The organism is Paenibacillus sp. FSL K6-2862 (assembly GCF_038005125.1).
GTDB lineage: Bacteria > Bacillota > Bacilli > Paenibacillales > Paenibacillaceae > Paenibacillus > Paenibacillus illinoisensis_A.
Window position 1 is genome coordinate 4,892,291 of sequence record NZ_JBBOSN010000001.1, and the last position, 11,792, is coordinate 4,904,082.

Sequence of the window (11,792 nt, forward strand, 5' to 3'; positions counted from 1 at the left end):
GAATTATTGCCCCATGGAGACGGGCACACGAACCTGCTGAAGTACAGAATTGAGTACGGCTTCAGAGCTCATGCTGTCCAGTCTCGCTTCAGGACGCAGTACAATCCGATGCGAAAGGACGTACGGGGCCATCGTTTTCACGTCATCCGGGAGCACATAATCACGTTCCTGCAGGAAGGCAAACGCCTTCACCGCCATCATGAATGAAATGGCTGCACGCGGGCTGGCCCCCAGCAGCACGGACGGATGCGAACGTGTATTGCGAACGACATCAAGCAGATAGTCCATGACCGGATCACCGATGAAGACTTCCTTGATCTCCTGCTGAATCGCCGATATCTGGTCCATGTGAGTTACGGACTCCAGTCGGTCCACGGGCTGACCTGACTGATGCTGCTTCAGCAATGTTTTCTCAATATCCTTGTCGGGATAACCCAAACTTATTTTCAGCATAAACCGGTCGAGCTGTGCTTCCGGCAGTGTATACGTTCCCTCAAAATCGATTGGATTCTGTGTAGCACAGAGCATGAACGGGTGCGGCAGATCATAGGTATCGCCATCTACCGTTACACTGCGCTCTTCCATGACTTCCAGCAGTGCTGACTGGGTCTTCGTTGTTGCCCTGTTGATCTCATCCGCCAGAAGGATGTTGGTCATGACCGGACCCGGACGGAAATAAAAGCGCTCATCACGCGGGTGGAATACGGATACACCTGTAATATCACTTGGTAAAATATCTGGATTACATTGAATGCGGCGGTATTCTCCGCGCATGGATTTCGATAATGCTTTGATCAACTGTGTCTTGCCTGTTCCGGGTACGTCTTCGATCAGAACGTGTCCGCCTGCAAGCAAAGCTGTGAGCAAAAGTTGAATTTCAAAGGATTTCCCCATTATGCAAGATTCTAGATTAGAACGAACTGCTGAAATGATTTGGATCGACTCTTTGCGCACAGGCATGTGGTCTAACCTCCTAAAAAAGCATACAGATTTCCTTTTATTGTACATGAACAACGGGCGCGAGTACACTCGAAGAGAATCACAATTTGTTTCCAGCCGTCAGATTGGCCGCCATTCTCGCATGATTGCGACAAAAAGCCCCGGATGTTAAACATCCGGAGCCTCTTAGTGTATACATATATGGCTAAAACCATTTGACTGCGCCTTGTCAGCCTTTCGGCCGAACCACCAGCGCGGCGAGAAAGGAGAAGATAATCGCCGCTGATATCCCTGCAGCCGTCAAGTCGAATATCCCGGTAATAACTCCGATCCATCCCACCTTTTCAAGCTCGGTCAATGCCCCGTGCACGAGTGAATTGCCAAAACTCGTAATGGGGATGGATGCTCCAGCTCCTGCAAATTTAATCAGGGGATCATACCATCCGAGCGCATCCGCAACCGCTCCTGCCACAACGAGTGTACTCATCGTGTGAGCTGGCGTCAGCTTGACGCCATCCATGAGCAGCTGACCCACCACGCAGATCAGTCCTCCAACAATAAATGCCCATAAAAATTGCATCGTTTATCCCTCCTTCTCAATGGCTACAGCGTGTGCAATACATGGGATGCTCTCGCCCTGCTGGTAGGAAATCGGTGACAGCAATGCACCCGTGGCCACAACCAGTACCCGTTTGAGATCGCCTTTTTGCATCCGGTTCAATATATGTCCATACGTTACAGTCGCTGAGCAGCCGCAGCCGCTGCCGCCTGCTACAACAAATGGCTGCTTCTCCCGATCATAAATCATGAGTCCACAGTCATTAAACGTCGTTTGTTCCATGGGGATGCCTTCCTTTTGCAACAGTTCTTTCGTGATGGGATGTCCAACCGAAGCCAAATCACCAGTAACGATAAGATCGTAATACCCGGGTTCAAGCCCCGTATCCCGGAAATGAGACACAATGGTATCTGCTGCTGCTGGGGCCATGGCTGCCCCCATGTTAAACGGATCCTTGATGCCAAGATCCATGACCCGTCCAATCGTTGCCCGCGTGACAACTGGGCCTTCCCCTGAGCGGGAGACTACGCCGCAACCAGATCCGGTTACGGTGTACTGTGCATAAGGAGGTTTCTGGGATCCATACTCGGTCGGGTAGCGGAACTGCTTCTCCACTGTGCAGTTATGGCTGACCGTACCGGCGAGGACATAATCACCTCCACCAGAATCGACAATCAGGGATGCTAATGCAAGACTCTCCATGGAAGTCGAACAAGCCCCAAATATACCGAGGTAAGGAGCTCCCAGTTTCCGAGCCGAAAAGGAACTGCTGATGATCTGGTTGAGGAGATCGCCACCAATGAAAAACTGCAGCTCTTCCTTTGTGATGTTTGCATTGATGAGTGCTAGCTGTGTAGCTTGCTCAAGCAGCTTGCGCTCCCCTTTTTCCCATGTTTTCTCACCAATCTCCAGATTGTCATAGACGTAATCGAAATCGGCTGACAGTGGTCCAGCTCCCTCCTCTGGCCCAACAACCGCAGCCCTGCCGATAATCCGAGGGCTATTCTCAAACTCCCAGGTTTGGCGTCCGACAAGCTTCATAGATGCCCACCTCCTAATCCAAGGAAGGCGTAAATGATACCTATAATAAAGGCAGCCACGACGCCAAATACGATAACCGATCCGGCTAGCTTAAACATGTTGGCTCCTACGCCAAGGACAAGTCCCTCCGCACGGTGCTCCAATGCTGCTGAGCACATCGAGTTGGCAAAGCCGGTAACCGGGACCGCTGTTCCTGCTCCGGCCCACTGGGCGATTTTATCGTAGACCCCAAGGCAGGTGAGGATAACCGAGATCAGGATCATGACCGCAACCGTAGGACTGGCCGCTTCCTTGGAAGTCATATCGAAACCTGCCTTGAATGCTTCCTGGATAGCCTGTCCAATGATGCAAATGAATCCCCCGACAAAGAAAGCCTTAATGCAATTCGCAAGGATCGGACGAGACGGCTCATGCTTCTTGGCTACTTTCTTGTAATCCTGTTCGCTGATGGACAGGGATGATGATTTTTTTCCGTTACCGGATCCTTTGGTTTGAGCTGGCAAGATTCAGAACCTCCTTAGAAATCGAATAGGTCGCACAGCTTGTCGCTGCATCTCGTGTGGAATCCTATGTTCATTGTTTGTTAATCGTGGGAAGGTTATGTATCCGGCGAATTGCATCAATTGTTTCCAGTTGGGGAGAGAACGGTTTAGCAGCTTAAATTCAATACGCCGGATTAGAGAGAAGCTGAGCTAATTGCACAACAGTCAGGTCTGAAGTATTTCCCTATAAATAAAGAAGTACGATGACGAGCAAAATAAAAAGGACGATAAAAAGGATATCTTCATTGCCTTCATGAGGTGGCTTCATCTGGTGTCCCAACTCCTTCCTGTCGTCAAGCGAACGAATAAAAAATCCTGGTTATGGGAACGCAGGAGCATCTCAACTCATGCATATTCAATCATGCTGTGAAAGGGGTGAGGGAAAAGCCTAATCCAAAAGAAAACTTCATGTTCATTGTACTAACGCTCCAGTCGATACGTGACACAGACATGGACAATTAGGTGCGCAAGGTTCATACTGTAATGTGACCAGTGGTTAATAATGTCCTTTATTAATGGAGGACAACAGTCCGCAGCCGTTCTGTCGAGACTGTCATACATACAAGCAGAGGAGTTGTCGACACATGAATGAAAAAACAATGGAGATGTTTCGTACGTTAACGGAATTCCCTTCCGCTTCCGGATTCGAGCGCGAGCTTCGCGGATGGATGAAGGAGCAGCTCTCCCAATATACAGAGGAATTTGTCCAGGATCGTCTGGGAAGCCTTTTCGGTGTACTGCGAGGTGAAGAATCAGGTCCGAAAGTTATGGTAGCCGGACACTTTGATGAAGTGGGCTTCATGACAACAGGCATTACGGAAACGGGCATGGTTAAATTCCGACCGCTTGGTGGATGGTGGAGTCAGGCTGTTCTGTCCCAGCGCCTACAGATCATCACTCCGGATCGCCGTATTACGGGCGTTGTAGGTTCTACGCCTACTCACTTGCTGGATGAGTCCCAACGGAGCAAACCGGTTGATCTGAATCACATGTACCTGGATATTGGTGCGGATAACCGTGCAGAAGCCGAATCTTGGGGGATTCACCCAGGCATGCAAATCGTGCCGATCTGTGAATTCACACCCATGACGAACCCGAAAAAAATCATGGCAAAAGCCTGGGATAACCGCTACGGAGTCGGACTTGCCCTTGAGCTCGTTGAGGCACTCCACCAAGAGAAGCTTCCAAACACGCTGTATTGCGGTGCAACAGTTCAGGAAGAATTGGGGCTTCGCGGTGCGCGTACAGCTGCCAATCTGATTGAACCAGACATCTTCTTCGCACTGGACTGCAGTGCAGCCAATGACATGACAGGTGACAAACAGTCCTTTGGACACATTGGGCAAGGTGCTCTGCTTCGTATTTTCGATCCAGGCATGTTCACTCACCGCGGTATGGTGGAATATGTGCAGGATACAGCTTCTTCGAACCAGATCAAGATGCAGTACTTTATCTCTCCTGGTGGCACGGATGCAGGACAAGTTCATCTGAGCGGAATTGGTGTACCTTCAACGGTCATTGGGATCTGCGCTCGTTATATCCACACCTCATCTTCCATCATTCACACCGATGACTATGACGCTGCCAAGGCACTGCTTGTCAAATTGGTGAAGGGTTTAGATCGTACGACCATGAACACCATTATTGAAAACGCGTGAATGCTCAGCGAGTGACAGAATTGAAAAACTCTGGTTGATCTCCCTCCAGATAAAGAGGCGTTCCGACTTTGGTTGGATTGTCTCTTTTTTTTGCGTAAAAATAGATTAATAGTTCGAACATTACAGGAAATCACACATAAGATACAACAACGAAAGAGAACAAAACACCAAGCAGTGGGGGACCTGTTATGGCAGTGGGAAGGAATGGAAAATCGAATAAAGGATCCAAAAAAACAAATGCCGCAAGCTCCCTTCTCAATGGCAATCTTAAAGGTAGAAACCTAGAACTCATCGTTGCAGCATTGCTTGTTAGCGGTAAATTAAGAGTTGATGCTGTCACCTTGTTTCGTGAAGCCACTCTGGTCGTTGAGCTGGTTGGACAGTATAAAACACTAACAAACATTAACCCTTCGAATGCCGATAAACTGGTCCAATTTCTTGACGAGATGGGCGATGTGACTCTGGATGATGTGATGCGAGCTTTCCAAAAAAGAATGAATTCCTAAATGGAATGGAATGAAATGAGGTTGGGATGATGTCTGACTTTGACGGAACTGGATTTGCAGAGCTATTAATTGTAGTTATCCTTGTTGTGTTATTTGTATTCGGCTCCTCGGATATTGATGAGCTTACCGATTCCCCATCCTCTTCCTGAACCTTGCTCCCAGTTGGTTTAGCCCCTTGAACTATACACATGGTAAGGTTTAATACAGGATTCGGAGGGCCAATAAAAAAACGCCAGTCCATATATTCCGGACTGGCGTTTTTGAACTTCATGTTGCTGTTCAGCACGTTTGCATGATCTGATTCAAACCACGATGCCTATTGGTCTGAGTTACAGAAATAACGGCGAAAATGCGATCCATGCCAAAATAAGCGTTAGCACAATACATACATTCTCGACCACGGCTCCATGTTTGGTCCCCGTGCTCATCAAATTCGCCCGGATCCTCCACTTGAGTGGCGGAAGCGGACGAATCCCGCGATTCGTCAACGAGTCAGCAAGCAGATGCATGGCATAGGCTACTCCTCCGGCAACCCAAATCTCAGGTCCCTGCTCATGCGTTGTGCTGTACAGTAGTCCTCCCCAAACTGCAGTTCCATAGACCGTATGGGTTAAACCTCTGTGGGTCAGCGTAGTACATAACATGAGCAGACTCCCTGCGATCAGATTCCATGGTGCGAGAGCGTGACCGTAGAATACTAAGCCCAGTCCGATGGCGAACATCAACACTTTGCGGAGCGAACGCGATGGCAGGAAAGATACCAGCCCGACCAAGATGGCCAGCAGCAGATTCCAAGGCTTCGCCTGCACATAAAAATACACAAATACGGCTGTAGGCAGCAAAATGGTTTGCAGCAGCCTGATCAAACTATTGGGCAGCGCCTTGGATACCAATAAGGAATTCGGCTCATCAATGTCCGGCAGCAGCGAGCCAATGAGCGCAACCGTAACAGCCGGTGCCGTGACTTGCACACCCATCAGCTGCAGTACTGAAAGTGAAACGCCTGTTCCAATAATCAGGTGGGATCTTCCCATCATGATGCGAAAACTTCCTTTCGAAGAAATAGGGAACATCATATCCCATTCTCGATGTTACAACGAAACTAAAAAGAGAACAATAGTTCGTATTTCTTATTTTAATGCAGAGTCTCGACCTCATTACCTCTATTCTCTTCATGCTCATATAAAAAACAGTTTCCATGACCGGGCTCACACTTTTTAATTTGTGCTACTTATCTCTTTCTTAGTGAAATAAATCACATTAAGTGTTAACAATTCACGGTATGATTCAAATATAAACCACTAAAAATGTTGATATTGTCCAGTGTTAAACCAAGGAGGCTTACACACATGAACGGAAACAGAGAAAAACTTGTCGTGATCGGTAACGGTATGGCCGGCATTAGTACAGTTGAACAAATTTTGAAATTAACTTCACGTTATGACATTACGGTCTTCGGCACGGAGCCCTATCCCAACTATAACCGAATCATGCTGTCCTATGTTCTGGAGGGCAGCAAAACCATTGATGATATTGTGCTGAATGATCTGCACTGGTATGAAGACAATGGCATTACGCTTCATACCGGGACAACCGTGTCCCGTATCGATGCAGATACCCGGGAAGTCGTAACAAACGAAGGCACACGGGTGCCCTACGACAAAGTCATTATCGCTACAGGTTCCAGCTCCTTTATCCTGCCCGTTCCGGGCCATGATAAAGAAGGCGTTGTTGGATTTCGGGATATTGCCGATTGCAATATGATGCTGGAAGCAGCAAAGCAATATAAAAAAGCGGCTGTTATCGGGGGAGGACTTCTCGGGCTGGAAGCAGCCAAAGGTCTGGTACAGCTCGGCATGGACGTCACCGTTGTTCATCTCATGCAAGACCTGATGGAACGCCAGCTCGATCCTCAAGCTTCAGCCATGCTAAAAGCGGAACTGGAGCGTCAAGGTATTCGTTTCAAAATGGGTGCACAGACGGCTGAATTGGTCGGCGGGGAACGCGTGGAAGGTCTTCGATTTGCCGATGATACCGTGCTGGATGCAGACTTTGTCGTAATGGCTGTGGGCATTAAACCGAACACGATTGTAGCCCGTGAAAGCGGCATGGAAGTTAACCGGGGTATCGTCGTGGATGACTACATGCAGACCTCACTCGAAGGCGTATATTCCGTCGGGGAATGTACTGAACACCGGGGAGTATGCTACGGCCTCGTTGCCCCATTATTCGAACAAGGCATGATTCTCGCCAAGCATATCTGCGGCGTGGAGACTGCTCCGTATGAAGGCTCTGTCGTATCTACCAAATTAAAAATTTCAGGTGTGGATGTCTTCTCCACTGGTGAATTTCTCGATAGTCCTGACCATACGGTGATCAGCCATAAAGATGACTGGAAACGAACCTACAAAAAAATTCTGCTGCGGGACAACATCATGGTCGGTGCTGTGCTCTTTGGAGATGTGACGGATTCTGCTGAATTGCAGAAGTTAATCAAACAGAAAACCGAGATGACGGATGAGCTGTATGCCTCGCTGATGGGTACGGGCTGTGGGGGTCACAAAAAAGCTGCTTCTGTTGAAACGATGGCTGAGGACGAAATCGTATGTGGATGTAATGGTGTAACCAAAGGAACGATTGTCGATGCCATTACGAATCAAGGTCTGAGCAGCGTGGATGAGATCAAAGCCTGCACAGGCGCAACCCGCTCATGCGGCGGATGTAAACCGGTAGTAGAGCAAATTTTACAATACGTACTGGGAGACAACTTCACAAGCGGTGCCAAACAGGGCATCTGTGGATGCACCTCGCTCAGCCGGGACGAAATTGTAGCCGAGATCAAGCAAAAAGGGTTGCAGACGACCAAAGAAGTGATGAATGTCCTCGGCTGGAGCCAGCCTGAAGGCTGTTCCAAATGTCGTCCGGCAATTAACTATTACCTTGGCATGCTTGCACCGGATACGCATGAAGACGAAAAGGAATCCCGGTTTGTTAATGAACGCATGAACGCCAATATTCAGAAAGACGGCACGTATACGGTTGTACCACGCATGTACGGCGGCGTTACCACACCGGAAGAATTGAAACGTATTGCTGATATTTCGGTCAAATACGATGTCAAAGCGGTCAAGGTTACCGGTGGACAGCGTCTCGATCTGATCGGGGTCAAAAAAGAGGATCTGCCGCAGGTATGGGCCGAGCTGGATATGCCTTCTGGTTATGCCTATGCCAAATCGCTGCGTACAGTCAAAACATGCGTCGGTTCCCAGTTCTGCCGCTTCGGTACCCAGGATTCCATGGCGATGGGCGCCCTGCTTGAACGCAAATTCGAGCGTCTCGATCTGCCTGCTAAATTCAAAATGGCGGTCAATGGCTGCCCTCGGAACTGTGCGGAGTCGTGTACCAAAGATATCGGGATTGTTGGTAACGATGGAGGCTGGGAATTGTTTATTGGCGGTAATGGCGGTATCAAGGCCAGACTGGCAGATTCCTTATGCAAAGTGAAAACAGATGCAGAGCTCATCGAGCTCTGCGGTGCAATTATTCAATACTACCGGGAAACAGGCAACTATCTGGAGCGTACCTCGGAATGGGTGGAACGTATCGGGCTTGAACAGATTCGTTCGGTTGTGGTGGATAATCCGGAGGAACGCAAAGCACTGATGGAACGTATCGAATTTGCTCTGAGCCATGTGGAAGATCCTTGGAAAAAAGCACTGCGTAACGAAGAAGGCCAAACCAAACTGTTCCAGGGAATTGAAGTTTCGGCTCGCCCTTAAGCTTTAATCCTTAAAACAGTAACGTTCTTTACTGGATTACGTTCTTTACTGGATCAATATGATATTAATTTGCAGGTGAACCTGCCATAGAAAAGGAGCAGTCCAAATGACAACCAAACAATCGGGCACCTATTTTCCGGCGGGAGAGATTGAAGAGTTTCTCCCCCGGATCGGGAGAGTGGTAGAAATTGAAGGCCGACAGCTGGCTGTCTTCCGCGCCTCCGACGGTACCGTATTTGCTGCCGATAACCATAATCCCCACCCCAAGGGTGGTCCACTCGCTGAAGGCATCGTATCCGGACATTATCTCTATGATCCGCTGTACGATTGGAAAATCGACTTAAGTTCGGGTCAAGTGCAAGCACCAGATCAGGGCCAGGTTCAGATGTTTCCGGTGAAACTCGAGAACGGGCAGGTCTGGATTGCTGTATAGCTAGCTCCATGAGCAGGAACGAGAAAGTTGCACAATAATGGAGGAGACCAAGATGTTTACACCAGGTGTTGAAGGAATTATTGAAGCTGCGGTTAAAAAGCGGGATCAGATGAATGCCAGCTTGCCGCGTTACATGGTGGCTGCCTTGATGGCAGGAGCTTACGTTGGGCTTGGAATTATTCTGATCTTTAGTATCGGTGCACCATTGCTTGCAGCCAAGTCACCCTTACAAATGATGCTGATGGGCATGTCCTTCGGGCTCGCCCTCACGCTCGTCATTTTTGCAGGCTCGGAATTATTTACAGGCAACAACATGTTTTTTACCATGAGCACGCTGGCAGGCCGGACCACGGTTCGGGAAACCCTGAAAAACTGGGGACTTGTTTTCCTCGGCAATCTGATCGGGGCCATTCTGCTCAGTCTGCTTATTGTAGGCAGTGGTTTGTTTAAAACAGCTGCACCGGAGCACTTACTGTTTGCCGTATCGGCCAAAAAGATGGCTGCACCCGTTACCGAATTGTTCTTCCGCGGTATTCTCTGTAACTGGCTCGTCTGTCTGGCCATCTGGATGGCGGCCCGTTCCAAAGAGGATATTGCCAAACTGGTACTGATCTGGTGGTGTCTGTACGCGTTTATCGCCAGCGGATATGAGCATAGTGTCGCCAACATGACGCTCTTATCCCTGTCCTGGATGCTGCCCAACCACCCCGATACGATCACGCTGGCAGGTTGGCTGCACAATATGATTCCCGTCACACTGGGCAATATTATTGGTGGTGCGTTGTTTGTCGGTATGGCGTATTGGTTTATTTCCCCGGTTCGGAAGAAAGCGTAATCGGACATCGCACACATTTTCATTCGTCGTGAATCATTAAACATCTAAAAAAGCCACCATGAATCAGCTGAATAAAAGTTCAGTCAACATGGTGGTTTTTTGGTTTGGTCCGTGGATATCCCTTTTGTCTCTTTATCCCTATGCTTATGTCTTTCCCTTTCAAGGTTTATTTTTACCTTTCTCGCATACATCGTTAATCCGTGGTTAACATAATTAAAGTATAGTCGGATCATACTCAACCAACAAAGGATGATAGCTTAGATGGGAATTCATACGTACTTTAGGTCACTGAACGATCTTGAACGCATCATTCGGACGCCTGGCAAGTTCAAATTCGAAGAACACTGTGTATCTGCCCATTCCTGGAAAGTAGTACAATATGCCAAGACACTGGCCGATATTGAAGAACAGCACGGAGTAAGCATCGATTGGAAAAAGTTATACGAAATCACCAGCAGCCATGACTATGGCGAAATCTTCATCGGTGATATTAAGACACCCGTCAAACATTACTCGTTGGAGCTGCGTTCCATGCTGCTCCATGTGGAAGAAGCGATGGTAGAGCATTTTATTAATGAAAATATCCCTGAAGAATTTAAGGACATCTTCCGCAGGCAGCTGCGCGAAGGCAAAGATGATTCCGTAGAAGGCCTGATTCTCGAAGTGGCGGATAAAATGGACCAGGTATATGAAGCCTTTGCGGAACTTCAGCGTGGCAATACGGAGAAAGAATTTATCGTCATGTACCGTTATGCACTGATCAAAATCAAAAATATCGACCTTCACTGTGTACGTTATTTCTTAGACAACATTCTGCCTGACATAATTGAAGAAGGCATTCGCTCCCCGTTCGATATCCGCAAAATCACCGAAGAAGCTTTGTCCCAATAATCAGCGCTGGCCATCTTGGTCCAACTGATCCCAGGACATGGCTTCTTTTCGTTATAGGTGGTGATCTGGAACTTGTATTTGACAACCACACAATTTGTAACTATTATAGTTACAACGGTGGTGATCATCCATGAAACAAATCAGCAGCCGCTTTTCCATTGCGGTTCACACCCTGTCCTTGATCGCTGTTGCACCGCATGAGTGCACTGGGGATTTTATTGCTTCCAGCGTAAATACAAATCCCGTGATTATCCGGCGGATCATGTCCAAGCTGAAACAGGCCCGTTTGATCGAGGTCAGACCGGGCGTCGGCGGTGCTTCCTTATTAAAGGATCCGGCAGACATTACCCTACTGGATGTATATCGAGCACTCGAAGTGGTCCAGAATGGGGAGCTATTCAACTTTCATAAACATCCGAATCCGGATTGTCCGGTGGGCAGTATGATCGAACGTACCTTGCGTGCCGAGCTCATTGAGGCTCAGACAGCGATGGAACAGCGTTTGAACAGCGTAACCATACAGCAGATGATGGATCAGGTTCATGTGTCTGAATAAAAGAAGCTCATAACGAGCTTTTTTTAACCCTTTGGTTGTAATCACATCTGTTA

Annotated in this window: 12 protein-coding genes; 7 read left to right on the forward strand and 5 right to left on the reverse strand. The window is 48.3% G+C overall.

What is annotated here, in order from left to right; translation table 11 throughout:
* Positions 1-3: 3 nt before the first annotated feature.
* The 4 genes from MHB82_RS22120 to spoVAC all read right to left on the reverse strand — a co-directional run bounded on the left by MHB82_RS22120 (position 4) and on the right by spoVAC (position 3,042).
* The gene (locus MHB82_RS22120; protein ID WP_095359539.1) at positions 4-960 is read right to left on the reverse strand and encodes an AAA family ATPase; all 957 of its coding nucleotides are present in this window, start codon (positions 958-960) and stop codon (positions 4-6) included.
* A gap of 208 nt (positions 961-1,168) precedes the next feature.
* Positions 1,169-1,519 carry a stage V sporulation protein AE gene (spoVAE, locus tag MHB82_RS22125; protein WP_095359540.1) on the reverse strand — a complete coding sequence of 117 codons (351 nt, stop codon included), beginning with the start codon at positions 1,517-1,519 and terminating at the stop codon, positions 1,169-1,171.
* 3 nt (positions 1,520-1,522) lie between these two features.
* Entirely contained in the window at positions 1,523-2,539 is a 1,017-nt protein-coding gene (spoVAD, locus tag MHB82_RS22130) for a stage V sporulation protein AD (RefSeq protein ID WP_341175823.1), read from the reverse strand.
* Complete coding sequence (gene spoVAC, locus MHB82_RS22135; RefSeq protein WP_176476053.1) at positions 2,536-3,042, reverse strand: stage V sporulation protein AC; 507 nt, start codon at positions 3,040-3,042, stop codon at positions 2,536-2,538. Before spoVAC ends, spoVAD begins: the two co-directional genes overlap by 4 nt.
* A 623-nt stretch (positions 3,043-3,665) precedes the next feature.
* On the opposite strand from spoVAC, the gene MHB82_RS22140 reads away from it, so the two are divergent.
* Together MHB82_RS22140 and MHB82_RS22145 are read left to right on the forward strand one after the other, a co-directional pair.
* A complete protein-coding gene (locus tag MHB82_RS22140; RefSeq protein ID WP_095359544.1) occupies positions 3,666-4,739 on the forward strand; it encodes a M42 family metallopeptidase in 1,074 nt (357 codons plus the stop codon).
* A gap of 188 nt (positions 4,740-4,927) precedes the next feature.
* Positions 4,928-5,245 (forward strand): hypothetical protein, encoded by a 318-nt coding sequence (locus tag MHB82_RS22145; RefSeq protein ID WP_095359545.1) that lies wholly within the window; start codon positions 4,928-4,930, stop codon positions 5,243-5,245.
* 329 nt (positions 5,246-5,574) lie between these two features.
* Here the strand turns inward: MHB82_RS22145 and MHB82_RS22150 are convergent, their stop codons facing one another.
* Entirely contained in the window at positions 5,575-6,282 is a 708-nt protein-coding gene (locus tag MHB82_RS22150; protein WP_095359546.1) for a metal-dependent hydrolase, read from the reverse strand.
* Positions 6,283-6,594: 312 nt separating this feature from the next.
* Between MHB82_RS22150 and nirB the strand changes: the two genes are divergently transcribed.
* From nirB to MHB82_RS22175, 5 genes are all read left to right on the forward strand, one after another.
* Positions 6,595-9,024 (forward strand): nitrite reductase large subunit NirB, encoded by a 2,430-nt coding sequence (nirB, locus tag MHB82_RS22155; RefSeq protein ID WP_341175824.1) that lies wholly within the window; start codon positions 6,595-6,597, stop codon positions 9,022-9,024.
* A gap of 106 nt (positions 9,025-9,130) precedes the next feature.
* Positions 9,131-9,457: a nitrite reductase small subunit NirD gene (gene nirD / locus MHB82_RS22160; RefSeq protein WP_341175825.1), complete on the forward strand. Its 327-nt coding sequence runs from the start codon at positions 9,131-9,133 to the stop codon at positions 9,455-9,457.
* A 52-nt stretch (positions 9,458-9,509) separates the two neighbouring features.
* A complete protein-coding gene (locus tag MHB82_RS22165) occupies positions 9,510-10,292 on the forward strand; it encodes a formate/nitrite transporter family protein (protein WP_110821977.1) in 783 nt (260 codons plus the stop codon).
* 261 nt (positions 10,293-10,553) lie between these two features.
* Entirely contained in the window at positions 10,554-11,183 is a 630-nt protein-coding gene (locus MHB82_RS22170; RefSeq protein WP_341175826.1) for a YfbR-like 5'-deoxynucleotidase, read from the forward strand.
* 130 nt (positions 11,184-11,313) lie between these two features.
* Positions 11,314-11,739, forward strand: a complete 426-nt coding sequence (locus tag MHB82_RS22175; protein ID WP_341175827.1) for an Rrf2 family transcriptional regulator — start codon at positions 11,314-11,316, stop codon at positions 11,737-11,739.
* The last annotated feature ends 53 nt before the right edge of the window (positions 11,740-11,792 follow it).